Genomic DNA, 23,956 nt, shown 5'->3' with positions numbered 1-23,956 from the left:
GGCGGGGAGAATGAACGTGGATGAAGCAAACGGTGCATCGGCGAGCGGGCAACCTGCTCCAGTGGCCAAGCCGGAGCGCGGCAAGGCGGTGAAGCTGGTCGATCGCGTTTTCGACCAGCTGCTGGAGCGTATCCGCTCCGGAAACTACCCGCCGGATTCGCGTCTGCCGGGCGAGCACGAGCTTGCCTCGTTGCTTGGCGTGTCCCGCCCGATCGTGCGCGATGCATTGGCCAAGCTGCGCGACAAGGGCATAGTCTATGCCCGTCAGGGTGCGGGCACCTTCGTCAGCGCGCACGGTTCGTCCACCACGCAGCTTTCCTATTCTCCGGTCAAGACGATTGCCGATATTCAACGCTGCTACGAGTTCCGCCTGACGATTGAACCGGCGGCGGCCTATTTCGCGGCAAAGCGGCGCGATGACGCCGCCATCCAGAAAATTGCCTCAGCGCTCGCCGACCTTCGAGAAGCGACCAGCCATCAGCTCCACCGCACCGACGCAGATTTCAATTTTCACCGTTCTGTCACGGAGGCTGCAAACAATCACTACTACACGGCCTCGATCGATGCCCTGAAGGCACATATCGCGGTTGGCATGCATCTGCACGGGCTGTCGCTGCTGGGTCCACGGCCCGGGCTGGAACAGGTGTTCCAGGAGCACAATGCGATCTATAAGGCGATTGCCGAGGGCAGGGCAGAGGACGCGCGTGACCTGATGAAGGCTCACCTGGAGGGGTCAAGGGATCGACTGTTTGAGGGGCGCGCCCTGGACCTGTCGTTTTAGAGCAATTCCAGCAAAAATGCCCAGCGGTTTGCGTTAGGAATTGTGTGAAAACAAAAGGTTAGAGCGTTTTAGCGATTCGGAACTTTAACGGCCCACCACCGTCTCACGACACCAATATATTGGAGCGGCAGCGAAGCACGCTGCCGCCGTTCGCCATTCCGCCTAGACCAAGGACAGCTAGTTCGGCTGAGACCCGAGTGCATGGAGGATGCCGCGAAGCTCGGCCAGGCCACGTAGGCGTCMGATGGCGGGATAGCCGGGTGTCACCTGCTTGTTGAGATCGTCGAGCATGCGGTGGCCGTGGTCGGAGCGAAACACGATCGTCTCATTGGCCGTCCGGCGGCTATCTTCGGCAACGAGTTCCTTGAGCACTGCGACCATGTCGACATCGCCGTCCAGATGGGCGCTCTCATGGAAGCTTCGGCCATCCCCCTCACGCTTGGTGGCACGCAAATGCGCGAAATGGATGCGTGAGGCAAATTGCCGGGCAATCGCCGGAAGATCGTTGTCGGCGCGCACGCCAAGGCTGCCGGTGCAGTAGCACATTCCGTTTGCCTTGGACGGCACGGCGTCGAAAAGTGCCGCATAGTCCTCTGCCGTCGAGGCTATGCGCGGCAGGCCGAAGAGCGACCGCGGTGGGTCATCGGGGTGCAGTGTCAGCTTCACCCCCCGGGCTTCGGCGGCAGGCGTTACGGCCTGCAGGAATTCGATCAGATGCTGACGCAGTTTGGCGGCATCGATACCGGCATAGGCCGAGAGCTTGTCGCGAAACTCCGGTATGGTCAGCGGCTCGGTCGTCGAACCCGGCAGCGCAGAGGTGATGTTTCGCGTAATATCGGCGATGTCATCCTCAGACATCGCATCAAAGACGATCCGGGCGCGTGCCTTATCCTCGGCCGAGTATGCCTGCGCCGCTCCGTCGCGTTGCAGGATGAAGAGGTCGAATGCCGCAAACTTCTCGTGATCGAAGCGCATTGCGGTCGCACCCGTATCGATCTCATAGTCGAGATCCGTGCGGGTCCAGTCTACAACAGGCATGAAGTTGTAGCAGACGATTGGAATCCCGCAGGCGGCCACGGCTTCGAGGCTTGCAATCCACGCCTCGATTTCAGCCTTTGCCTGCCCGCCCTGGCGCTTGACGGCGTCAGGGATCGGAATGCTCTCGACGACCGACCAGGTGAGCGCCGAACGCCCGGGCGTCGTCGTCTCGATCATCGTCTGGCGCTCGCCGACCTCGGCCTGTGTCCAGGCACGGCCGATCGGCACATGATGCAGCGACGAGACGATATTCGTTGCCCCGGTCTGCCTGACCTCATCGAGTGTCACCGGTGCTTGAGGCCCGAACCATCTCCAACCCTGGCGCATCTGTCTCCTCCTTCATGCCTGCTTTTGTTTTTGGGTCTGCTGCCGTGGTCAGCAGAAATAGTCGGGATAGCGCGTACGAAGTTCAGCCACATCAGGTATGACCGCACTCAGGTGATGGGTCATTGCGTTGCGCGCTGCCTGAAGATCATGGGCGGCGATCGCGTCGCGGATCAAGATGTGTTCGCACACGACGTTGCTCATTCGTCCGAGTGCCGGAAGCGTCAGCCGCCGTGCGCGGTCAATCTGCACCTTGACGGTTTTCAGAATTGTCCAGATGCCGGGATAGCCGGCAATCTGCGTGATCGCTTCATGGAAAGCCTCATCCTCGCCATGGAAGCCGGACGTATCGTCAAGAGCCTCAAATGCCTTTTGTCTGGCAATGATGGCGTCCAGGCGGGCGAGATCAGATGACGTGGCGATCTCGGCTGCCCGCTCCACCGTCGTTCCCTCAAGCGCCTTGCGCACGACAACGGCTTCGGGGATGGCGCCGACCGACACCCTGGACACGACGGTGCCTGACTGCGGGTAGATCTCGACCAGTCCGCTTTCAGAGAGCCGCAGCAACGCTTCGCGGACGGGGGTTCGGCTGACACCGAAGGTCTCGGCAATGCGCTTCTCCTGCAGCAGCATTCCCGGTGGCATGCGAAGGGACAGGATATCCGCATAGAGCCGATCAAAGATTGCGTCTGCCGTCGTCACGCGCCGCAACTTCACCGGCCTTTCGGCAAGAGCCGAAAAGGAGGTCGCTGCGGAACCGGCTGATGACTGCATGACATATCCCAATTGTTGACTTGCTCAATCATACTAGTATATCAATTTAATTCCGCTGCCAAGACGCACCGAGGAGGAACGGTACTTTTGGCAATATATTCAGGAGGTTCTGCAAAGCGAGCGACAGGACGCTTTAACCCTGGTCGACGGGTCAGTACGTGCCGACGCGCAAGGAACGCTTCGGCCGGCTGATGTCCCTACAAGAGAGCAAGAGGAGGAGAGAACAGCATGAAAATCACCCGCAGGACATTTGTCAGCACCGCCGCGAGCGCTGCCGTCGTCGGCATGCTTCCGGTCAGGGTCTGGGCGCAGGCAAAGAAGCCAGCAAGCCCGGTCGCAATCACCATTGCAGATGTGGCCGGCAACCTGGCGCTGACGCAAGGCATGTTCGAGGCCTATGCAGCCGAAAAAGCCGACTGGGTTTCAGGCTTTGCCTTTACCAAGGCGCCGGCTCCCGAGCTGCCGGGAAAGATCAAGGCGCAGCAGGCTGCCGGCAAGGTCGATATCGATCTTGTCCTGACGGGCACCGATGCGCTGTCTGCCGGTCTCGATCAAGGGTTGTGGATCGATCTGTCCGGGCACAAGGCAGAGCTTCCCAATCTTGAGGCAATCCTGCAGCCGCAGGCCTTCAAGATGCAGGCGCTGGCCAAGGATCAGGGCGTCGTCATCACCTATTATCCCTCCGGCCCGCTTATCGAATACATGCCGGACAAGGTCGCAACCCCTCCGAAGTCGGCGCAGGAACTCTTGGCCTGGACGAAGGCCAACAAGAACCGCTTCATTTACGCAAGACCTGCAAATTCGGGTCCCGGCCGTACCTTCCTGATGGGTCTGCCTTACCTGCTCGGCGATAGCGATCCGCGCGATCCGGTCAATGGCTGGGCCAAGACCTGGGCTTACCTTGCCGAACTCGGCGAGAACATCGAATACTATCCGACTGGCACGGGACAGGTGATGAAGGAGCTGGGCGAGGGGACCCGCGACATCGTCGTGTCCACCACAGGCTGGGACATCAATCCACGCGCGCTGGGCATTGTTCCCGCTGAGGCCAAGGTGCAGAAGCTCGAGGGCTTCCATTGGGTCACCGACGCTCACTACGCGGTGATCCCGAAGGGCGTCTCCGATGAGAAGATCGCGGTTCTGATCGACATTCTCAATTACATCCTGCAGCCGAAGCAGCAGGCGATTGCCTACGATGCCGGTTATTTCTATCCGGGCCCTGCCGTCAAGGACGTGACGATCGACATGGCGCCGCAGGAAAGCCAGGATACGATCAAAGAGTTCGGCCGACCCGAATATGCCGACTGGATTGCCAACAATCCGCTGGAAGTGCCGCTTGAACCGAAGCTGCTCGTCCAGGCATTCCGCATCTGGGACGAAAAGATAGGCGCCAAGAAGGGCTGATCTTGAAGAACGCCCGCTGCGGTCGCGACGATCGGAGCGGGCCCTTTCCGTCAGTGAATGGAGATTGGCTTGAATTCGGTTCCAAATGCAACGGTTTCCGCGCGTAGCACCGCGCGCCTCGAACTCAATGGACTGTCCCGATCCTTCGGCGCCTACAATGCGTTGGACGCCATCGACCTTGCGATCGAGCCGGGCGAGTTTGTGGCGCTTCTTGGCCCGTCCGGTTGCGGCAAGTCGACGGCGTTGAACTGCATTGCCGGCCTTCTGGCACTGTCGGGCGGCGAAATCCGGCTCGGTGGCAATCGTATCGACCAGCTGGAACCAGAACGACGCGGTTTCGGCATGGTCTTCCAGAGCTATGCGCTGTTTCCCCATATGAGTGTGCGCAAGAATGTCGGCTTCGGCTTGGCCATGCAGGGCATCAAGGGGCCGGAGGCCGACAAGCGTATCAACGATGCGTTGGCGCTGGTGCGCCTTGAAAGCCAGGCGGAGAAGCTTCCCGGTCAGCTGTCTGGCGGGCAGCAGCAACGCGTGGCGATTGCGCGCGCCATCGTCATCCGTCCACCTGTCGTGCTTATGGACGAACCGCTTTCCAACCTTGACGCAAAACTGCGCCTGGAGATGCGCGCCGAAATTCGGGGCATCCATGACCAGATCGGCTCGACGACCATCTATGTGACCCACGATCAGGACGAGGCGCTGTCGCTGGCTGACCGCATCGTCGTCATGAGCCAGGGGCATATCGAGCAGATCGGTTCGCCGGAGGATCTCTACCAGCGGCCGGTGAATGTCGATGTCGCCGACTTCATGGGATTTCGAACCCGCATTGCGGGCCGGATCATCGCCCTCTCCGGCGACGAAGCCGAGATAGACATCGCCGGCGCACGCATATCAGGCGCCATGCGTACGCCTCTTAAGATCGGCGATGCTGCCATCCTGTCGGTTCGGCCAGAAGATCTGGTCGCATCGGAAGGCGAGGGCATCCCGGCGAGCGTTGCCAGCATGGAATATCGCGGCCGGGCATTCTTTGGCCTGGCGCGTGCGCGCGATGGCTCCGAACTCTATTTCCGCGCCGACCAGATGTTGCCGCGCGGTGCACCGACCCGACTGCATCCGGTTGCAGGACGAGCACTGCTCTTCAAGGACGCGACACGATGAGCGGCCAGTTGCTGAAGACGCGGCTTGCGGCGCGCGGGCTTGACGGCACCACGATGCTGCTGCTGCCCGGCCTTGCGTTCATGATAGCGCTCTTTGTTTATCCGTTTCTCTATGGCGTTGCCGACTCGCTGATGCCGAAGGACGGTGCATGGTACGCCAACTACGCGAAGTTCTTCGGCGATCCCTTTCAGTACAACACCATTGCCGCCACCTTGTGGCTGGCGTTGCCGGTGACGATCATCAATCTCGCCCTTGCCGTGCCGATTGCCTTTCGCGTCCGGTTGCTGCAAAGGCAACGCCTGCTGACCACCATTCTTGTCCTGCCGATCACGCTCGGCACCGTCTTTGTGGCAGATGGTCTTTTGACGTTTCTCGGGCCGCGCGGCTGGTTCAACCATACGCTTCTCCTGCTCGGCATTCTCGACACTCCGGTCAAGCTGACGAACAACTACTGGGGCGTCTTCGCCTCGCTCCTGATCACCGGCTTTCCCTTCGCGTTCCTGTTGACCCTTTCCTACATCACCGGGATCGATCCGGCGATCGAGCAGGCCGCGGCAACACTGGGGGCCGGGCCACGCCAGCGCTTTTTCCGGGTCTTTCTGCCGCTACTGGTTCCCGGGCTTGCGGTGACCTTCTGCCTTGCCTTCGTCCAGGCCTTTGCGGTCTTCCCCTCGGCTGTGCTGCTTGGCGCGCCAGCAGGCCCGACGCGGGTGATCTCGATTGCTGCCTATCAGGCAGCGTTTGAGCAGTATGACCATTCGCTGGGGTCTGCGATCGCTCTGATCATGGGCGGCGTCGAGCTCGCCGTGGTGCTTGCGGTGCTTGGCGCCCGGTCGTTCTTCTATCGCGGCCCCGCCGGCGGCACGAAAGGCTAGTCATGATCCGTGATCAAGGTCTCACCTCAAAGTTATGGCGTGTCTCCATCTGGGCGCTTGCCACGCTCTTCATCCTCAATCTTCTTGCGGTCATTGCAGCTGTTGTCGTCAATTCCTTCGCCACGCGCTGGCTCGGCACATGGCTGCCGGCAGGCTGGACGACCAAGTGGTATTTCAGTGCCTGGAAGGAGTTTCAGCTTTCGAGCGTCGTGCTCGTGACCTTCGAGATCGTCTTTACGGTCGTCATCATATCCGGCATTCTCGGCGTCATGACGGCCTATGCGCTGGCGCGCCGGGACTTTCCTGGCAAGCGACTGGTGATCCTTCTGTTTTTGTTGCCCCTTCTCATCCCGCCGCTGACCTATGGCATTCCGCTTGCAACCGTCCTTTATCAGCTGGGGCTGGGGGGCACATTCTGGGGCGTGGTCCTGATCAATATCGTGCCCTCGCTGCCTTTCGTCGTTCTGGTGATGATCCCTTTCATCGAGCAGATCGATCCCCGCATCGAAGCGGCCGCCCGCGTCTTTGGCGCCGGAACGACAAGCCTGTTCGTGCGCATCCTGCTGCCGTTGCTTTTGCCTGGCATGCTGGCAGCCCTGCTTTTGGTGCTCGTTCGCACGATTGCCATGTTCGAACTGACATTCCTGATCGCCGGTCCGACCACGCAGACCCTGGTGGTGTCGCTCTACTACGCGGTGTTTGCTTCCGGCGTCCGCGCAGGCCAGTCGATCGACGCCATGGCCGTCGTCTACATGGTGACGACCCTCTTCTGGCTGGTTATCGCGCTGCAGTTCGTCAATCCGACGCAGATCGTGGCAAGGGCGAAACAGCAACCGGTGCACTGATCACCCGTCGGCGCGCCTATAGCAGTGAACCGAGTTGATCACGTCCGTTTGCCACGAATTTAAGGATTGTGTCCCGCGTATGCCATATTGCGCACATGCGTTTCCATCTCCTCGTGTGCGCGGGCCGGAAGCCTGCATGCGGGTGGGCTCGGCGATGGCAATGGGCTGGCGCTCCGTTTCGGTAATCTGGTCGCGAACGGTCTGGTCGAGCGCCCGCATCATGGCGCCGACTGCACGCCCCAAGAGGGGTTGGAGGTCATGGGTGGCGCGTGCGCGTCATGCTCCGAGGCAAGACCGTCGCCGATGGGCCGACGTTTACCGGTAAGCAGGGCGCGGGGTGCATTTAAAAAGAGAGCGGACATTCCGTCCCGCCCAATGAGGGCGGAGGCGGGATCCGCATCGCCCATCATGGTCAGCGCCTTCGACCTTGGCGCGAACGGCACCATCGTTGTAAAATCGGTGTTCGGTGTTCGCACGAGTCACATGCAATAAGTTTTTCTCGAGAGATGTTGTCTAGGTTGACTCGACTCAACCCGGAATGGCAGACACGCGCGGACCCAATAAAGCGTTTCTTATTTCAGCCGAGCCCCCATTGCGTATCATTTCGCTCTCCACCATCCCTCCTCGTTTCCCCGCACTTGCGCCGACACTTAACAGCCTTGTAGAGCAGAACGGGCCAATAGATGAAATCCGGCTGTACATTCCCAAACGGTAYCGGCGGTTTCCCGATTACGGCGGTTCTCTACCGGAGGTACCCAAGGGCATCACGATTGTTCGGCCCGAGGAAGATTTGGGGCCAGCGACCAAGGTACTGTTTGCTGCGCGCGACCTTCGCGGCCAACGGGCACAGATCCTGTTTTGCGACGATGACAAGGTGTTTTCACCAAATTGGGCCTCCCAGCTATTTGCGGCGCAGGACGAGCGGCCGGGAGAGTGCGTCGCGCTGATTGGCAAGGATGTCCCCGCAAGCATCGGCAAGCCCTCAGCCTTCTTGCCGAAGGCGGTCCGGCGGCGGAAAACAGACCTGAAGCTTCGTGCGCGTCGCCTTCAACACAAGCTCGGCTCGATAGTCCTGCGCCTGGATCGACCGAAACCAATGCCCAACCTAATAGCCAGGGGCGGCTATGTGGATATTCTTCAAGGCCTCGGGGGTGTCGTGGTGAGACCGGAGTTCTTCGACGACGTCGCCTATGACATCCCCGAGGTGATATGGGCGGTCGATGATGTCTGGCTGTCGGGCATGCTTGCCTTGAAAGGTATCCCGATCTGGCTTCCATCCGGGATCGAAGAGCCGAGGACAACCGAGGCGCACAACCTCGCGTCACTCTTCCTTGCGACCATCGAAGGCACTGGTCGCCTCGAAGCAAATCGGCGGTGCATCGAACACATGCAGAGCCGGTTCAACGTCTGGCGCTAGGCATTCTAGCGCGCCAGTATAGCGCTCCAGCGATTCTCCGAGCGACGCAGCGAATTCATGGCCGACGACGACGCGCATTCCGACATTCCCACCGCACGCATGCTGAGCTGGGCGAGAAACTCGACCATCTACCGCCTCGAGCGAAGGATGATGACGGAGAGGCAGCTCTCCGACGCGATTGCCAGGAAGGCAAGGCAGAAGTTCGAGAGCATCACGGACGCGCAGGCCAGGGTTGTCGCAGACGCCGCAGTCAAGTTCGCCTATGAGCTCGGCGGTCTAAATGACGTCGCCTACGCGGAAATCAGCGCGCGCTCCGGCGTGCGCAACGGGCGATCGAAGCGATTAATCGCACAGAAGCTGTCGGCGAAGGGCATCGATCGCGAAACGGTTGTTGCCACGCTGGAGGAGACCGATGATCTGCCGGCTGCCGTGATATTTGCCCGCAAGCGTGGATTTGGTCCGTTTCGTCGCGACGGAGCCGCGGGCGATCGCCAGGCAAAGGAAATTGCGGCGTTCGCCCGCAACGGTTTCGGTTTTGCTCTTGCAAAGACCGTTATCGGCATGAGCCGGGACGAGGCCGATGACGTACTCGCGGCCCGTCCGTTATAGTTGTATGATTGGCATCTGATTGCCGCCGGCCTTCTCTGCTTTGACCCCAAACAGAGCGATATCTAAATCAATCAGCCAAACGTTCCGCGCAAATTTCGGAGACGATATCCTTCAGGGTTTTGACGCGGGCAACAAGCCATTCGAGCTCTTCATCGCTGATCGAATACTTGGGTGAGTACCTCGCCTCAACATAGGCGCGCGACAGCAGCTCAAAACAGCGCCGGGCAAAGCGCGTGTCGCGCGGCCAAGCGGCAATGAGCCGTGCGTCGAGATCCTCGGCCTTTGAGCGGAGCAATTTGATGCGATGCGACTTTGGGCTGTACAGCGTTAAGGTAAGCAGAAGGCAGTGGTACAGGCGTTCTGTGGCCTGATGCAGGTCAAATGCCGCGTAATTTCGCATTTGGTCGGCAAGCGCCACTTCTGCTCGCTTCACGCCATAAGAAGCGTCCAGAAACAAACGGTCGAAGTATTGCTGTGCTTCGGCCTTTGTTTGGTCCCTCGTTAGCTCCTTCGGTTGAGCTAGAGGATGGCCCGGCTTTTCGTAGAGTGTGATTCCGTCCCTGGCGATATCGACGAAGAACGGTCGTCCGCGTGCGAGCTGGTCGTTGACTTCCATAAGGCTGTGAACAATTGGGATAATCGGCGTCTCGATATAATGGCTGATTTGTTCCTGAAGCAGCCGTTCCTCGAGCGCTTCCCAAAGGTCATACTCCTCGACGAAACTTTGTTTGTTGACCACGATGAGAAGGTCGTAGTCGGATCGATAGCCGCTTGACCGGTCCTCTACCCAAGTGCCGCGCGCGTAGGATCCGTAGAGAACTACCCTGAGAACCTTGCCGTCGGCCTTTTTGCTAGAAAGCTTGGTCGATTTGAACTGCTCGATTTCACGAAACAATATCTCGAGAAAACGGGCCAGCTCCCGCCGTTTCTTGTCCGGCAAGTGGTTGAGGTGATCAGTCAAGGTTAGTGCCGCGTCGAAGCCTTCGGTTGGAATCGCATCCATGGTAGCGGCTCATCGTCTGTTGCGCATACAAACTCTTTACGAGTGCAAACTGACTTATGCAACCAAAATATGGTGATGAGTCCCATTCCTCCATCACCCGTGTCCGTTAGTGCCGCGCGCAGCAATCGTTCTCCGCTTTTTGTCCCGGACGTGCCATCAGCGTTGAAGCAGTTACTAGATATGCGCCAGGGCATCTCTCAAAATTCTTTGCTTCCTACTGCAAGAACGTCCGCGGCAGCGCGGTGAATTCCTGGCACGTCGAAACTTGCTTTGAACACAATCAACGGGCAACATTCAGCTGTCGAAATTGCTAGTCGAGCTTTGTTTCACGCCCTTGGCGTTCAAGCTGACCTTTTCTCTCAAAATCGATTTACACGTCATCTGGCCAGGCGCCGGAGACGATCATTTATGCGATCGAAGGGACTATCCGATGAGCAAGACCAATGCGGCTGAGATTCAGCGCAGAACAGAGCGCCACGTTGCCAATTCGAGTGGTGGAGGCCATCTCGGAGGAACCAACTTCGGCCAAGCCAATGACGCCAAGACCTCAGGCGGCAGTGGTCAGGGGGGCAAGGGCCGTCCAAGCGGCGGCCGCAAGTAAGGGGGCCCTCTTCCCGCCCCAAACCCTGTAGATAGGTATGGGCCCCGCCACCGCATCGGTCGACGGGTTTCATGCTTCTCGGTGGGCCAACAGCAAGCGCACACCTTGAGTTGGCGCACGGGCGCCCGCCGATCAGATGTGCAGGGCATGGCCGAGTGCCCTAAGGGCCGCCTCCTGGATGGCTTCGCTGCGGGTTGGATGGGCATGTATCGTGCCGGCGACGTCCTCAAGCCGAGCGCCCATCTCAATCGCAACCGAAAAAGCGGCGGAGAGCTCCGAGACACCTTGCCCGACAGCTTGCAGGCCAAGCACCAGGTTGGTGTCGGCGCGGGCCACGATCCGCACGAATCCCTCCTCCGATTGCATCGTCATCGCACGCCCGTTGGCGCTGAAGGGGAATTGGCCGACGCGGGTGTCGTAACCCTGAGCGCGAGCCTCGTCGGGCGACAGGCCGGCAGCCACAATCTCCGGATCGGTGAAGCAGATCGCTGGAATGCAGCGCTTGTCCCAGGCGCGCTTTCGGCCGGCGATAATCTCGGCCACCATCTCGCCTTGTGCCATGGCGCGGTGAGCAAGCATCGGCTCTCCGGTGACGTCGCCAATCGCATAGACGCCGCGCATAGACGTCCGGCAACGATCATCGACCCGGATGAAGCGACCGGACCGGTCGAGATCGAGTTGCTCCAGTCCGGAACCTGATGTGTTCGGCTCACGTCCGACGGTCACGAGAATCCGGTCGGCTGCAAGGTGTTCCTGCTTTCCATCCGCGGTTTCGACGAGGAGCCCGCTGCCGTCGCTCGAAAGGGCTTTTGTCTCAGTCTGCACGCGAATATTGCGCTCAGCGAGCTTTCTTTGCACCGGACGGACCAGTTCGGCATCATATTGCGGCAGGATCTGCGCGGTGGCCTCGACGATCGCCACCTCTGAGCCAAGCTTGGAAAAAGCGGTACCAAGCTCCAGTCCGATGTATCCGCCTCCGACCACCACAAGCTTCTTCGGCAGCTGTTTCAACGCCAGGGCTTCGGTCGAGGATATGATTGCCCCGCCGAAGGGAAGGGAAGGAAGCTCGATCGGCTGCGAGCCTGTGGCAATCACCACATTCTCGGCTCGGATGATCTGTGCGCCGGTTTCCGTCTCAACCTCCACCATCTTGCCGTCGAGAAAGGCCGCCCGGCCGTGGACAATCTTCACCCTCGCCTTTTGCAGCAATGCCGTCACGCCGGTGGTCAGCCGACCAACAATGCCATCCTTCCAGGCCATGGTCCTGGCGAGATCGATGGTGGCACCTTCCACGCGAATGCCGGCCGGGTGCTTGCCGACCCCCATCAGCCTTATGGCATCGAATTCATCCGCCGCGTGGATCAGCGCCTTGGAGGGAATGCAGCCGACGTTCAGGCAGGTGCCGCCGGGCTTCTTGTCCTCAATGACGACGGTGTCGATGCCTAGCTGGCCCGCCCGGATGGCACAGACATAGCCAGCGGGTCCGGCACCGATCACAAGCAGCTTGCAGACGATCTCTTTCATGGATTTCAGCCTTCAATGAAAATGAGTGCCGGCGTCTCTAAGAGGACCCGGATCCGCTGGATGAAGGTCGCCGCATCCCATCCGTCGACGATACGGTGGTCGAAGCTGGAAGAGAGGTTCATCATCTTGCGCGGCACAAACTGCGTACCGTCCCAGACAGGCCGCACGGCGATCTTGTTGACCCCGATGATGGCGACTTCCGGGTGATTGATAACCGGTGTGGAGACGATGCCGCCAAGCGCGCCGAGCGAGCTGATGGTGATGGTCGAGCCGCTCAATTCGTCACGCGTTGCCGTACCTGTGCGCGCTGCCTGCGCCAAGCGCGCAATCTCGCCGGCGCAATCCCATATGCCTCGAGCCTCGGCGTGGCGCACCACGGGGACGACGAGCCCGGACGGCGTCTGGGCAGCAACGCCGACATGCACGGCTGCGTGCCGGGTGACAACACCAGCGTCGTCATCGAACGTGGCGTTGACGTCAGGCTGTTCAGCCACCGCCTTCACCAGTGCCCGCATCAGGAAGGGCAGCACGGTGAGCTTTGCCTGTTCCACCTTGCGATCGCGGTTCATGGTCGCGCGAAGCTCCTCGAGCGCCGTCATGTCGATTTCCTCGACATAGGTGATGTGCGGAATCCGCGATGCCGAGAGCGACATCTTTTCGGCAATGCGTCGTCTGAGGCCGGTGAGCTTGATCTCCTCGGTTGCCGTCTTGCGAGCGGTGCCCGGCTGCGTGGCCAGGGGCAGTGCGCCACGCGCAAGAAACTGCTCGATGTCTTCCCGAAGTATACGCCCAGCCGGACCGCTCGCCGGTACCTGCCTGAGGTCGACGCCGTGTTCGCGTGCATACAGCCGTGCAGAGGGCGACGCGAGGGGCTTTTCCCACGGCCCGTTGAAGGGCCTTTCGACGGGCTGGCCAGCTGGACCACCGAAGGGCTTGGATGGAGCGCTCGCCGCAGCACGCGGGGAGGCAATCGTTGGTTGGGGCACAGGGATAGGTGGCTCGGGCGCTTGAACGAGGCTGCGAGCTCGCGTAGGCGCCACCTGCGCCCCGCCGTCATCAGCCGTTTCGATGCGCAAGAGGGGGGCCTTGACCGCAATCGTATCGCCAACCTCTCCGCCAAGCCAGACGACTGTGCCGCTGACCGGCGAGGGGATCTCGACCGTTGCCTTGTCGGTCATGACGGCTGCGACCACCATGTCCTCCAAAACGGGGTCACCCGCCTTGACGTGCCATTCGACCAGTTCTGCCTCGGCAACGCCTTCGCCGACATCGGGCATCTTGATGACGAATTCGCCCATATCTCAGGCCTCCATGACATCGATCAGGGCGCGCCCAACGCGCGCGGGGCCGGGGAAGTAGTCCCATTCCTGGGCATGCGGATAGGGCGTGTCCCACCCGGCAACACGCACCACGGCCGCCTCCAGGTGGTAGAAGCAATGCTCCTGGACGAGCGCTGCCACCTCCGCGCCGAAACCGGAGGTGAGCGTCGCCTCGTGGACGATGACGCATCGGCCGGTCTTCGCCACCGATTGAATGATCGTATCAAGGTCGAGCGGCAGAAGGCTGCGCAGATCGATCACTTCGGCGTCGATACCGGTATCCTCGGCGGCTGCAAGCGCCACGTGAACCATCGTGCCGTAGGCGATCACCGTGACTGCAGATCCCGCCCGCCGGACCTCGGCCTTGCCGATTGGGATCGTGTAGTGGCCGTCGGGCACTTCGCCGAGCTCGTGCTTCGACCAGGGCGTGACGGGCCGCTCGTGGTGCCCGTCAAAAGGACCATTGTAGAGCCGCTTCGGCTCCAGAAACATGACCGGGTCCGGATCCTCGATCGCCGATATGAGAAGCCCCTTGGCATCATGGGGATTGGAGGGCACCACGACCTTCAAGCCGCAGACGTGTGTAAAGAGCGCCTCCGGGCTCTGGCTGTGCGTTTGCCCCCCGAAAATGCCGCCGCCCGTCGGCATGCGCAGCACGATCGGGCAGGTGAAATCGCCGTTGGAGCGGTAGCGGATGCGCGCCGCTTCCTGGGTGATCTGGTCGTAGGCCGGGTACATGTAGTCGGCGAACTGGATCTCGACGCAGGGCTTGAGCCCGTAGGCCGCCATGCCGATCGCCGTGCCGACAATGCCGGATTCGTTGATCGGCGTATCGAAGCAGCGTGTCTTACCGTATTTGGCCTGCAGCCCTTGAGTGCAGCGAAAGACGCCGCCGAAATAGCCGACATCCTCGCCGAAGACCACGACATTGTCGTCGCGCGCCATCGACACGTCCATGGCACTGCGCACGGCCTCGATCATCGTCATCCTGGCCATCTCAGTACCCCGCCTTCTGCCGTTGGCGGCGGATGTGCGGCGGCATTTCGGCATAGACACCCTCGAAGATGTCGCGCACCGATGGCCTGCCGCCGGCGTGCAGAGTACCGTGCTCCTCAGCCTGCTTCTGCGCACCCATGACGTCGTCCATGATCTCGGCTTCCGCCTGGATGTGACGCTCTTCGGACCACGCTCCTTTGAGAACCAGGTGCTTTTTGAGCCGCAGCACCGGATCTCCAAGGGGCCATGCTTCGGACTCGGTCTTCGGCCGGTAGGCGCTCGGATCATCAGACGTCGAGTGTGCGCCGACACGGTAGGTAACATACTCGATCAGCGTCGGACCGAGATTGCGGCGCGCGCGCTCGGCAGCCCACCGGGCAACCGCATAGACGGCGAGGTAGTCATTGCCGTCGACGCGCAATGCCGGGATGCCGAAGCCAAGCCCTCGTGCCGCAAACGTACCGGACCCGCCGCGAGCAATGCCCTGGAAGGTCGAGATCGCCCACTGATTGTTGACGATGTTGAGGATGACAGGTGCCTTGTAGGTCGAGGCAAAGACGAGTGCTGAGTGAAAGTCGGATTCGGCCGTCGAGCCGTCGCCGATCCAGGCAGCTGCAATCTTGTGGTCGTTCTTGATCGCCGAGGCCATGGCCCAGCCGACAGCCTGCACGTATTGGGTGGCAAGATTGCCCGAGATCGTGAAGAAGCCATGCTCTTTCGACGAATACATGATCGGCAGCTGGCGACCACGCAGCGGATCGCTTTCGTTGGAAAAGATCTGGTTCATCATCTCGACCATCGGATAGTCGTCGGCAATCAATAGGCCGGCCTGCCGATAGGTCGGAAAGTTCATGTCGCCCCTGTTGAGCGCCTTGCGGAACGCACAGCTGACAGCCTCTTCGCCGAGATGCTGCATGTAGAAGGAGGTCTTGCCCTGCCGCTGCGCCATCAGCATGCGGGCGTCGAAGGCGCGCAGCTTCATCATGTTGCGAAGGCCGGCAAGCAACTCCACGTCAGACAGCATTCCCGCCCACGGCCCGACTGCCTCGCCGTCCCGATTGAGGACGCGGATGATGGAATAGGCGAGATCGCGGATCTCTTCTGAGGCGACATCGACCTCAGGGCGCGGCACGGCCCCCGCCTTTGCTATTTTGACGTTGGAAAAATCGGGCTGGCCGCCCGGACGGACGGCGGGTTCAGGGACATGCAGGCTCAATTGAGCGTGTTCCGTCATGTCGTATCATTCCTCCCTTTGCCAGTGCCGCTCCTCCTCCAGGAACGGGACGGCCTATGTCATTTTGCACTATAGATTACGGGCTATGACCATGCGCTGCACGTCGCTTGTTCCCTCATAGATCTGGCAGATACGCACGTCTCGGTAGATACGCTCGACGGGATAGTCGGCGACGTAGCCATACCCGCCGTGGATCTGGATCGCATCGGAGCAGACGCGTTCGGCCATCTCGGACGAAAAAAGCTTGGCCATCGAGGCTTCCGACAGGCAGGGAAGGCCGCTTTCCCTCAGCAGGGCCGCATGGAAGACGAGCTGGCGTGCCGCCTCGATCTGCATCGCCATATCGGCAAGGCGAAAGGCGACGGCCTGATGTTCGATGATCGGTTTGCCGAAACTGATGCGTTCGCGGGCATAGTCGCGCGCCGCTTCGAAGGCGGCGCGCGCCATCCCGACTGCCTGTGCGCCAATGCCGATCCGTCCGCCCTCGAGATTGGCAAGGGCGATGCGGTAGCCATCCCCCTCGGCGCCGAGCCGGAGTTCTATCGGAATGCGCATGTCGTTGAAGGCAATCTGGCAGGTGTCGGACGCGTGCAGGCCGAGCTTGTCCTCGACGCGGATCACCTCGTAGCCCGGCGTATCGGTCGGCACGATGAAAGCGGTGATACCCTTCTTGCCGGCGGAGGGATCGGTGACGGCGAAGACGATTATCATCTGGCCGTTCTTGCCCGAGGTGATGAACTGCTTGGCGCCGTCGAGCACGTAGTGATCGCCGTTGCGACGAGCGCGGCTGCGAAGGTTCGAGGCGTCGGAGCCGGCCTGCGGCTCGGTCAGCGCAAAACCGCCAATCCATTCGCCGGTCGAAAGTTTCGGCAGGAAGCGCTGCTTCTGCGCGTTGGTTCCAAATTTCAGGATCGGCACGCATCCGACCGAACTGTGGACGCTCATGATTGTCGAGCAGGCGCCGTCGCCAGCCGCGATCTCCTCAAGTGCCGCGGCATAGGCAACCGTGCCGGTGTCCGAGCCGCCGTAGTCTTCTGGAACCAGCATGCCCAGCATGCCGAGCTCACCCATCTCTTTCAGCTCATCGCGCGGAAAGGCGTGCGAGCGGTCACGCGCGGCAGCACCTGGCGCCAGGCGCTCGCGCGCGAAGTCGCGGGCGAGATCGCGTATCTGCTGCTGCACGTCGGATAGGATCATCGTTGCGTTCCTCAAAGTTTGCGTCAGTGCCGCTCGACAGCGATCGCCGTTGCCTCGCCACCGCCGATGCACAATGCTGCCATCCCGCGCCTCAGATCGTATTTATCAAGTGCGGCCAGAAGCGTTACGATGATACGGGCACCCGATGCCCCGATCGGGTGGCCGAGCGCACAGGCGCCACCATGGATGTTGACCTTGTCGTGCGGCAGGTCGAGATCGCGCATGGCAGCCATCGCAACGACCGCGAAAGCCTCGTTGATCTCGAAAAGGTCGACGCTTGAAAGAGCCCAGCCGGTGCGATCTGACAGCGTCTGCAAGGCGCCGATCGGGGCGGTGGCAAACAGGTTGGGTGCCTGCGAATGCGTGGCATGGCCGACAATAGTCGCAAGCGGCCGCACGCCGCGGCGTTCGGCCTCGGAGCGCCGCATCATGACGAGTGCGGCCGCACCATCGGAAATCGAGCTGGAATTGGCCGCAGTCACCGTACCGCCATCGCGAAACGCGGGCTTCAGGACCGGGATTTTTTCGGGCCGTGCCTTGCCCGGCTGTTCGTCGAGGCCGACGGTCTCTTCGCTCTTGCCGGACCTGACCAGAACCGGTGTGATCTCGGCCTCAAAGGAACCCGCCCTTATTGCCGCCTGAGCCCGCGTCAGCGAGGCGACCGCATAGGCGTCCTGAGCCTCCCGCGTGAACTGGTAGGCTTCGGCGCAATCTTCGGCGAAGGTCCCCATCAAGCGCCCCCTGTCATAAGCATCTTCCAGGCCGTCAAGGAACATGTGATCGATCATGCGTCCGTGGCCGAGCCGGTAGCCGCTGCGGGCACGATCAAGAAGATAGGGCGCATTCGTCATGCTTTCCATGCCGCCGGCGACAACCACCGATGCGCTTGCCGCTGCAATGGCGTCATGGCCGATCATCGCAGCTTTCATGCCCGAACCGCACATCTTGTTGACGGTGCTGGCCGACGTGGAGAAGGGCAGGCCGGCACCGATCGCCGCCTGCCTTGCAGGCGCCTGGCCCTGACCGGCGGCAAGGACGCAACCGAAGACCACCTCATCGACGGCCTCGGCCGCAACCCCGCTGCGCTGGAGTGCCGCCCTGATGGCTGCCGATCCGAGATCGGGCGCTGCCGCGTCGCGAAGAGCCCCCTGAAAACCGCCGATCGGGGTGCGGGCCGCGCCGACAATCACGATGGGATCTTGTTTTGTCATTCCGTCTCCTCCTGGACGCAGCGTCAGCGCGCACCCATCCGCAAGGCCCCGTCGAGCCTGATGACTTCGCCGTTCAGCATGCTGTTTTCACATATGTGGCGGACCATGGCGGCAAATTCAGCGGGGCGGCCGAGCCGCGGCGGGAAGGGAACGCTCTTGCCGAGTGCCTCCTGAACCTCGTGCGGCATGCCTGCCATCATGGGCGTCTCGAAGATGCCGGGCGCAATTGCCATGACGCGAATGCCGTAGCGGGCCAACTCGCGGGCGATCGGCAGCGTCATGGCAACAACCCCACCCTTGGAGGCGGAATAGGCGGCCTGACCGATCTGCCCGTCGAAGGCTGCAGCCGAGGCGGTGCTGACGATGACGCCGCGCTCGCCGTCCGCATCCGGCTCCTGCTGCTGGATCGCGGCCGCCGCAAGCCGGATCATGTTGAAGGTCCCGACCAGATTGATGCTGATCGCCCGTGCGAAGCTATCCAGATGATGCAGACCGTCGCGGCCGATGACCTTTTCGGCCGGTGCAATACCGGCGCAGTTGACCAGTCCACGAAGGCCGCCAAACGCTTTCAGTGCCAGCGCCGTGACGCGGGCTCCATCCTCAGCGCTGGCGACATCAGCATGGATGTAGCGAACGACCTCGGCGCCGAGTTCCCGGACGATACTTTGTCCTGCCTCGTCGTTGAGGTCGGCGACGACTACGCGACCGCCGTTCTCGACCAGCATCCGCACGGTTGCTGCGCCGAGACCGGATCCGCCGCCGGTGACGATAAAGCTTCCTCCACGGATCTGCATGGTTCTCTCCCACAGTCCTGCAATTGCTCTTCGCCGCTGCCGCCAGACGCTCCTCGCCGCGGTAGGCCAAGGCCACAATGTCACGGAGTCTACGTCGCAGCCCTATTGCAGGCGATGACAGAACTGCTTCAATATATCGGCCAGTTTTACCACTGATGGGAGGACCGATGACAGAGACCGATAGGCGCATGATTGCTCCAGGATTCGTCGACGAGGCGCTTGAAAGCCTGCGGCGTTTTGGAAAGTCGACGACCCTGCTGCTTGAAGATGTTGGTCTGGCGTCAACGGTCGATCAGCCGATCTCGGCAGAGCGCTACGGAGCGCTTTGGCTGGCAATTGCAGCCGAGCTCGACGACGAATTCTTCGGCATGGGCGCGCGACCGATGCGCAGGGGCAGTTTCACCCTGCTGTGCCATTGCGTGCTGCATGCCCCGACGCTGGGCCATGCGTTGCGCCGGGCTTTGCGTTTCCTCGATCTCGTGCTGGACGATCCGAGCGGTCAGCTCGTCGTTCGCGATGGTCTGGCGCAAATCGAGCTCATGGATGCAGGCGCTCCCCGTTCTGCATTTGCCTATCGAACCTACTGGATCATCCTGCATGGGATCGCATGCTGGCTCGTGGGGCGGCGCATCCCTATTCGATTGGTCGATTTTCGATGCGCCGAACCGAAGCAGGGGGCAGACTATCGGCTTTTCTTCGGCGCGCCGGTCCGCTTTTCCCAGAAGACCAGCCGCCTCGGCTTTGACAGTGCCATGTTGAACCTGCCGATTTCACGAACGGAGCAGGCGCTGAAACAGTTCCTGCGCGCCGCACCCGCAAACATCCTTGTCCGCTACCGCTACGATGCCGGCATCGCTGCCAATGTGCGCCGCCGTCTCGCAGATGTGTCCCCGTCCGCCTGGTCGACCTTCGAGGAACTGGCGGCGTCGATGCGTATGCCACCATCGACGCTGCGCCATCGCCTGCATGACGAGGGGCAGAGCTACGCGGCCATCAAGGATGATATCCGCCGCGACCTTGCGGTGGATCTGCTGATCAACACATCAAAGACGATCGCAGACATCGCCGCCCAGCTCGGTTATTCCGAGCCCAGCGCCTTTTTCCGCGCATTCCGCAAATGGACGAAGAAAACGCCTGATGCTTTCCGACGGGAGAACAAGGATCGAGCACAATGACGGTCGTCCAGGGCTCGGGATTGGACGCATCGGTCGAGGCTGCGCAACGCACAGTCGTTGTCCGAGGTGTGTTCGCTGGTCATGGACTTCTTCCCAAGGTGCAAATAGCGTAGGCGCAATGCCACCTCCTCGGGTATATTGCCCAATGGCCGAAGAACGCGTCCAACGCCGTCTTGCAGCAATCGTCGTCGCGGACGTCGTTGGTTATTCGCGTCTGATGGAGGAAGACGAGGTCGCAACACTGACCGCGCTGAAGGCGCGACGGTCGACAATTCTCCAGCCTGTCGTGCGCGCACATGGGGGACGCATCGTCAAAGTGATGGGAGACGGGGTTCTCCTGGAGTTCCCAAGTGCCGTCGACGCCATGTCAGGAGCGATCGAGTTGCAGCGGAAGATGGAGGAGGCAAACGATACGTTGCCGGAGGCGCGTCGCATCGTCCTGCGGATCGGGATCAATCTCGGCGACGTCGTCATAGACGGTAGTGATCTCTACGGCGATGGCGTCAACATCGCCGCACGGTTGCAAAGCCTGGCCGAACCGGGCGCCATCTACGTGTCGGCGGGCATCCGTGATCAAGTCAAACGAAAGCTGGCGTTTGACTTTGACGATCTTGGACCGAAATCTCTGAAGAACATTGCCGAACCGGTTCATGTCTATCGTGTCCTCTATCAATCCGGCGCCAAGATTTGGCAGGAGGGACAAGCGGCGTTGCCGCTACCTGCCAAGGCATCCATCGCCGTGTTGCCGTTCACCAATATGGGCGGGGAAGCGGAGCAGAACGTGTTCACAGACGGGCTGACCGAAGACTTGATTACCGATCTTTCAAGAAATGCCAGCCTGTTTGTGATCGCCCGTCACTCAACCTTTGCTTACAAGGGAAAGTCGGTCGACGTTCGATTGATCGCACGCGATTTGGGAGTTCGCTACATCGTCGAAGGTAGTGCACGCCGCGTCGCCAGTCGTGTGCGCATCAGCGTTCAGCTCATCGATGCCGTTGGGGGAGATCACCTGTGGGCGGAGCGCTTCGACCGAGACATCGAAGACATCTTCGGCGTTCAGGACGAAGTCACGGGCAAGATCGTCGAGGCCCTGGTCGGACGGTTGGGGGCGTTGCCGGCGCGCTATCGTCCAAAGAGCCTGGAGGCTTACGACATCTGTGTTCGCGGGCGAAGTCTAATCACCATGTTCACCAGCTTTCCGGACGCGATCCGCGAGGCTCAGATATTGCTGAGCCGGGCAGTTTCGATCGATCCCGAATATGCGGAGGCGTTTCGCTGGCTGGCCTTCGTTCACTGGCAATTGTGGGCACACAGCATCGAACCTACGGCAGAGAACCGATCGCGAGCCCTGGAACTCGCCCGCAGAGCGGTGGCATTGGACGAGAACGACGCTGCAAGTCACTGGATTCTCGGATATTTGCTTGCCTATGAAAAGCTCTGGAGCGAGTCCGATCAAGAGTTTGCAGTTGCCTTCACGTTGGAACCAAATCAGCCGGATGCCCTGGTGATGACGTCGGAGATTGCAGCGTTCGCTGGTCGCGCGTCAGACGCCATCGAACTGATCCAAAGGGCGCTTCGACTGAATCCGCGTCCGGCGGGCTGGTATTATTGGGAGCTTGGGCTCGCTCACTATTCGGCCCGCCAGTATGAGGAAGCCATCAAGGTTTTGCGGATGGAGGCGACTTACCGCAGCGCCTCGCGCCGGATACTTGCTGCCAGTCTAGCGCAGCTCGGACGCTGGGACGAGGCGAAGCGAGAAGCCGCTCTTTTCATGGTGTCGACGCCAAATTTCACGATTACGCACTGGGCAGCCGCTCAACCCGCCCGCATCGCAGAGACAGTCCAGCACTTCGTCGAAGGCTACCGTATGGCGGGATTGCCTGAATAAATGGGAAGGCAGTGTTCGCTCCAGAAGCTCTCTGTTCAGCATTGAGTGCCGCCTACGTTCACCAGGATTCACCTTCCATTTTTCGAGAAACCGGACAGCGACCGCAAATGGAAGACCAAACGCCGGAGGCGTTTCGAAGAGAGAACTTGGATCGAGTATTGTGACGCTCGTCGACGGTTCGGGGCAAAACGGCTCAGCCCGCGGCTCCCGGATTGGAAAAATGAAACTGCGGCTTGAGCAGCATTTGCAGATTGGCCGTTTCCTCACCGGCGATACGGGCTAGAAGCAGCCGGCCCATCTGTTCTCCGGTATCTGTCAAGTCCTCGTAGATCGTCTCGACCTTGGGCTGGATCTGGCTGAGCAGTTGCGATGTGCGCTTGGCGACCACGTCGTATTCGCGCCCGAGCGTCAGCCCGTGATCGCTCATGCCGGTAATGGTAGCCAGTGCGCAGACCTCGCCGCCGCAGGCAAAGCCATCGGGCGCCTCCGGTTCTCCGGCGCGCCAGCTCATATAGCTTCGGATGCGCTCGACGGGACAATCAAGGTCGATTTCCTCGGGGATCTCGTAGGCGACACCTGCTTCCCTGACAGCGGTCATGAAACCGTGCAGCAGATGCTGCGAGAAGGTCAAACGTTTTGGGGGCAAGATGATCGTTGGCTTGCGCCGACCCCGGGCAATCAGCCACCTTGTTGCCTCGTAGGCGAAGCTGAAATTGTCGTAGTCGACATAGGGATGTTCGGTCGAGAACTCGGTGCGGCCATGGCAGACGAAAGGAAAGCCGTTTTCGAGCAGCAGGCGCACACGCGGGTCGAAAGGCTCGGTTCGCGAAAAAATCAGCCCATCGGCCATGCCGTTGCGCACGATATGGCGTACCGCGTCGATGTTGCTGCCGTTGACGAGGTTCGGAGTGATGATCAGGTGGTAGGGCGTATCCTTCAAGGCCTTGGCAAGCCCATGCATGATCGAAATGCCGTAGCCGAGGATTTCCTCGTGCGGGTCCAAGAGAACGCTGATGACGTTGGTTCTGCCTGTCTTCAGGCGCTGGGCGGCCCGATCTGGCAGATATCCGATGTTGGCGGCTACCTCGTGGACACGCCTGCGCGTTTCGAGCGAAATCTGTGGTGCGTTGCTGAGCGCCCGCGATACGGTGGTCACGGCAAATCCGGTGATCTCGGATATGGTGCGCAGGGTAGGCTTGCCGCTCTTTGGAATGGTTTGCGGAACCATTCCCCTGGGGGTGTCGGCCACGTGGTTCCTCCCATCGATGATGACAAGACTTTCTAACCTCAGTCACGCTGATAGGCAATGCGCTTGTGAAAACGTTTATGGCGCAGTGTTTGCAAGTCTACTTTGACTATGCGCGCGCCCTAAAACGTAAATCTATCCTTTCATTTCAATATTTTACTGCTGCGTTTCAAACGACGCCGTGCGATGCTTGACTCTGTTCAATTTATAACGTTTTAAATATCCATGCGGTGTAGACGCCGCAGAGGAATTGCTTGACCCCAGGGATGGCGGGAGGGCATTCAACGGCGGAGGGAGGAGCTTCCGTCTCGACTTGCAACCGGGAGGAATACGATGCGCAAGTTTATGATGACGACTGCTATTGCAGCGCTGATGGTAGCGGGCTGCGGTGCAGCGCGCGCGGATGATGTGAAGGAAGTCCAGATGCTCCATTGGTGGACGTCTGGGGGTGAGGCGGCGGCCCTCAACGTGCTGAAGGGCGATCTGGCCAAGGAAGGTTATGCCTGGAAGGACGTGCCGGTCGCCGGCGGCGGCGGCGATGTG

Annotated in this window: 21 protein-coding genes and 1 pseudogene; 11 read left to right on the top strand and 11 right to left on the bottom strand. The window is 60.8% G+C overall.

Going from position 1 to position 23,956, the window contains the following annotated elements; genetic code table 11:
• Positions 1-16 precede the first annotated feature (16 nt).
• Positions 17-781 (top strand): FadR/GntR family transcriptional regulator, encoded by a 765-nt coding sequence (locus tag AC1DMK_RS24855; protein ID WP_477862847.1) that lies wholly within the window; start codon positions 17-19, stop codon positions 779-781.
• A 177-nt stretch (positions 782-958) separates the two neighbouring features.
• Here AC1DMK_RS24855 and uxuA read toward each other — a convergent pair whose 3' ends face one another.
• Both uxuA and AC1DMK_RS24845 read right to left on the bottom strand, forming a co-directional pair.
• Positions 959-2,146, bottom strand: a complete 1,188-nt coding sequence (uxuA, locus tag AC1DMK_RS24850) for a mannonate dehydratase (RefSeq protein ID WP_477862845.1) — start codon at positions 2,144-2,146, stop codon at positions 959-961.
• 48 nt (positions 2,147-2,194) lie between these two features.
• Positions 2,195-2,917 (bottom strand): GntR family transcriptional regulator, encoded by a 723-nt coding sequence (locus tag AC1DMK_RS24845; RefSeq protein ID WP_477862843.1) that lies wholly within the window; start codon positions 2,915-2,917, stop codon positions 2,195-2,197.
• 228 nt (positions 2,918-3,145) lie between these two features.
• On the opposite strand from AC1DMK_RS24845, the gene AC1DMK_RS24840 reads away from it, so the two are divergent.
• The 6 genes from AC1DMK_RS24840 (at position 3,146) to recX (ending at position 9,225) form a co-directional block, all read left to right on the top strand.
• The gene (locus AC1DMK_RS24840) at positions 3,146-4,321 is read left to right on the top strand and encodes an extracellular solute-binding protein (protein ID WP_477862841.1); all 1,176 of its coding nucleotides are present in this window, start codon (positions 3,146-3,148) and stop codon (positions 4,319-4,321) included.
• 57 nt (positions 4,322-4,378) lie between these two features.
• Entirely contained in the window at positions 4,379-5,479 is a 1,101-nt protein-coding gene (locus AC1DMK_RS24835) for an ABC transporter ATP-binding protein (protein ID WP_477862839.1), read from the top strand.
• On the top strand, positions 5,476-6,354 hold the full coding sequence (locus tag AC1DMK_RS24830) for an ABC transporter permease (RefSeq protein ID WP_477862837.1): 879 nt from the start codon (positions 5,476-5,478) through the stop codon (positions 6,352-6,354). The genes AC1DMK_RS24835 and AC1DMK_RS24830 overlap by 4 nt, the downstream gene beginning before the upstream one ends.
• 2 nt (positions 6,355-6,356) lie before the next feature.
• Positions 6,357-7,199 carry an ABC transporter permease gene (locus tag AC1DMK_RS24825; protein ID WP_037065952.1) on the top strand — a complete coding sequence of 281 codons (843 nt, stop codon included), beginning with the start codon at positions 6,357-6,359 and terminating at the stop codon, positions 7,197-7,199.
• A gap of 538 nt (positions 7,200-7,737) precedes the next feature.
• Entirely contained in the window at positions 7,738-8,616 is an 879-nt protein-coding gene (locus tag AC1DMK_RS24820; protein WP_477862835.1) for a glycosyltransferase family A protein, read from the top strand.
• Between the two features lie 57 nt (positions 8,617-8,673).
• A complete protein-coding gene (gene recX / locus AC1DMK_RS24815; RefSeq protein WP_477862833.1) occupies positions 8,674-9,225 on the top strand; it encodes a recombination regulator RecX in 552 nt (183 codons plus the stop codon).
• A gap of 67 nt (positions 9,226-9,292) precedes the next feature.
• Here the strand turns inward: recX and AC1DMK_RS24810 are convergent, their stop codons facing one another.
• The gene (locus AC1DMK_RS24810) at positions 9,293-10,228 is read right to left on the bottom strand and encodes a HEPN domain-containing protein (RefSeq protein ID WP_477862831.1); all 936 of its coding nucleotides are present in this window, start codon (positions 10,226-10,228) and stop codon (positions 9,293-9,295) included.
• A 430-nt stretch (positions 10,229-10,658) separates the two neighbouring features.
• On the opposite strand from AC1DMK_RS24810, the gene AC1DMK_RS24805 reads away from it, so the two are divergent.
• On the top strand, positions 10,659-10,829 hold the full coding sequence (locus AC1DMK_RS24805) for a hypothetical protein (protein ID WP_200959531.1): 171 nt from the start codon (positions 10,659-10,661) through the stop codon (positions 10,827-10,829).
• A 132-nt stretch (positions 10,830-10,961) separates the two neighbouring features.
• Here AC1DMK_RS24805 and lpdA read toward each other — a convergent pair whose 3' ends face one another.
• The 7 genes from lpdA to AC1DMK_RS24770 form a co-directional block, all read right to left on the bottom strand.
• Positions 10,962-12,353, bottom strand: a complete 1,392-nt coding sequence (lpdA, locus tag AC1DMK_RS24800; protein WP_477862828.1) for a dihydrolipoyl dehydrogenase — start codon at positions 12,351-12,353, stop codon at positions 10,962-10,964.
• Positions 12,354-12,358: 5 nt separating this feature from the next.
• Complete coding sequence (locus AC1DMK_RS24795; protein ID WP_477862826.1) at positions 12,359-13,651, bottom strand: dihydrolipoamide acetyltransferase family protein; 1,293 nt, start codon at positions 13,649-13,651, stop codon at positions 12,359-12,361.
• Positions 13,652-13,654: 3 nt separating this feature from the next.
• Positions 13,655-14,668 carry an alpha-ketoacid dehydrogenase subunit beta gene (locus AC1DMK_RS24790; protein ID WP_477862824.1) on the bottom strand — a complete coding sequence of 338 codons (1,014 nt, stop codon included), beginning with the start codon at positions 14,666-14,668 and terminating at the stop codon, positions 13,655-13,657.
• A gap of 1 nt (position 14,669) precedes the next feature.
• Positions 14,670-15,902, bottom strand: coding sequence for a thiamine pyrophosphate-dependent enzyme (locus AC1DMK_RS24785; RefSeq protein ID WP_477862822.1), 1,233 nt, complete (start codon positions 15,900-15,902; stop codon positions 14,670-14,672).
• Positions 15,903-15,971: 69 nt separating this feature from the next.
• Positions 15,972-17,099: an acyl-CoA dehydrogenase family protein gene (locus AC1DMK_RS24780; RefSeq protein WP_477862820.1), complete on the bottom strand. Its 1,128-nt coding sequence runs from the start codon at positions 17,097-17,099 to the stop codon at positions 15,972-15,974.
• A gap of 23 nt (positions 17,100-17,122) precedes the next feature.
• Positions 17,123-18,310, bottom strand: coding sequence for an acetyl-CoA C-acyltransferase (locus AC1DMK_RS24775; RefSeq protein ID WP_477862818.1), 1,188 nt, complete (start codon positions 18,308-18,310; stop codon positions 17,123-17,125).
• A gap of 23 nt (positions 18,311-18,333) precedes the next feature.
• Entirely contained in the window at positions 18,334-19,104 is a 771-nt protein-coding gene (locus tag AC1DMK_RS24770) for a 3-hydroxyacyl-CoA dehydrogenase (RefSeq protein WP_477862816.1), read from the bottom strand.
• Positions 19,105-19,271: 167 nt separating this feature from the next.
• Between AC1DMK_RS24770 and AC1DMK_RS24765 the strand changes: the two genes are divergently transcribed.
• Positions 19,272-20,279 carry an AraC family transcriptional regulator gene (locus tag AC1DMK_RS24765; protein ID WP_477862814.1) on the top strand — a complete coding sequence of 336 codons (1,008 nt, stop codon included), beginning with the start codon at positions 19,272-19,274 and terminating at the stop codon, positions 20,277-20,279.
• A gap of 145 nt (positions 20,280-20,424) precedes the next feature.
• A complete protein-coding gene (locus tag AC1DMK_RS24760) occupies positions 20,425-22,167 on the top strand; it encodes an adenylate/guanylate cyclase domain-containing protein (protein ID WP_477862812.1) in 1,743 nt (580 codons plus the stop codon).
• A gap of 193 nt (positions 22,168-22,360) precedes the next feature.
• Here the strand turns inward: AC1DMK_RS24760 and AC1DMK_RS24755 are convergent, their stop codons facing one another.
• Entirely contained in the window at positions 22,361-23,395 is a 1,035-nt protein-coding gene (locus AC1DMK_RS24755; RefSeq protein ID WP_477862930.1) for a LacI family transcriptional regulator, read from the bottom strand.
• Between the two features lie 351 nt (positions 23,396-23,746).
• Here AC1DMK_RS24755 and AC1DMK_RS24750 point away from each other — a divergent pair.
• Positions 23,747-23,956 (top strand): annotated as a pseudogene (locus tag AC1DMK_RS24750) (sugar ABC transporter substrate-binding protein); the annotation flags it as partial.

It is taken from the genome of Rhizobium sp. 05L419 (assembly GCF_056397845.1).
Note: the sequence above shows the minus strand (reverse complement) of the source record. Positions and strands in the feature narration are given on the sequence as shown.

What these genes read in the sequence shown, in the direction of transcription:
- AC1DMK_RS24845 (WP_477862843.1), bottom strand. Translation starts at nt 2,917, where the DNA reads ATGCAGTCATCAGCCGGTTCCGCAGCGACCTCCTTTTCGGCTCTTGCC.
- AC1DMK_RS24840 (WP_477862841.1), top strand. Translation starts at nt 3,146, where the DNA reads ATGAAAATCACCCGCAGGACATTTGTCAGCACCGCCGCGAGCGCTGCC.
- AC1DMK_RS24835 (WP_477862839.1), top strand. Translation starts at nt 4,379, where the DNA reads ATGGAGATTGGCTTGAATTCGGTTCCAAATGCAACGGTTTCCGCGCGT.
- AC1DMK_RS24830 (WP_477862837.1), top strand. Translation starts at nt 5,476, where the DNA reads ATGAGCGGCCAGTTGCTGAAGACGCGGCTTGCGGCGCGCGGGCTTGAC.
- AC1DMK_RS24825 (WP_037065952.1), top strand. Translation starts at nt 6,357, where the DNA reads ATGATCCGTGATCAAGGTCTCACCTCAAAGTTATGGCGTGTCTCCATC.
- recX (WP_477862833.1), top strand. Translation starts at nt 8,674, where the DNA reads ATGGCCGACGACGACGCGCATTCCGACATTCCCACCGCACGCATGCTG.
- AC1DMK_RS24810 (WP_477862831.1), bottom strand. Translation starts at nt 10,228, where the DNA reads ATGGATGCGATTCCAACCGAAGGCTTCGACGCGGCACTAACCTTGACT.
- AC1DMK_RS24805 (WP_200959531.1), top strand. Translation starts at nt 10,659, where the DNA reads ATGAGCAAGACCAATGCGGCTGAGATTCAGCGCAGAACAGAGCGCCAC.
- lpdA (WP_477862828.1), bottom strand. Translation starts at nt 12,353, where the DNA reads ATGAAAGAGATCGTCTGCAAGCTGCTTGTGATCGGTGCCGGACCCGCT.
- AC1DMK_RS24795 (WP_477862826.1), bottom strand. Translation starts at nt 13,651, where the DNA reads ATGGGCGAATTCGTCATCAAGATGCCCGATGTCGGCGAAGGCGTTGCC.
- AC1DMK_RS24790 (WP_477862824.1), bottom strand. Translation starts at nt 14,668, where the DNA reads ATGGCCAGGATGACGATGATCGAGGCCGTGCGCAGTGCCATGGACGTG.
- AC1DMK_RS24785 (WP_477862822.1), bottom strand. Translation starts at nt 15,902, where the DNA reads ATGACGGAACACGCTCAATTGAGCCTGCATGTCCCTGAACCCGCCGTC.
- AC1DMK_RS24780 (WP_477862820.1), bottom strand. Translation starts at nt 17,099, where the DNA reads ATGATCCTATCCGACGTGCAGCAGCAGATACGCGATCTCGCCCGCGAC.
- AC1DMK_RS24775 (WP_477862818.1), bottom strand. Translation starts at nt 18,310, where the DNA reads ATGACAAAACAAGATCCCATCGTGATTGTCGGCGCGGCCCGCACCCCG.
- AC1DMK_RS24770 (WP_477862816.1), bottom strand. Translation starts at nt 19,104, where the DNA reads ATGCAGATCCGTGGAGGAAGCTTTATCGTCACCGGCGGCGGATCCGGT.
- AC1DMK_RS24765 (WP_477862814.1), top strand. Translation starts at nt 19,272, where the DNA reads ATGACAGAGACCGATAGGCGCATGATTGCTCCAGGATTCGTCGACGAG.
- AC1DMK_RS24760 (WP_477862812.1), top strand. Translation starts at nt 20,425, where the DNA reads ATGGCCGAAGAACGCGTCCAACGCCGTCTTGCAGCAATCGTCGTCGCG.
- AC1DMK_RS24755 (WP_477862930.1), bottom strand. Translation starts at nt 23,395, where the DNA reads ATGGTTCCGCAAACCATTCCAAAGAGCGGCAAGCCTACCCTGCGCACC.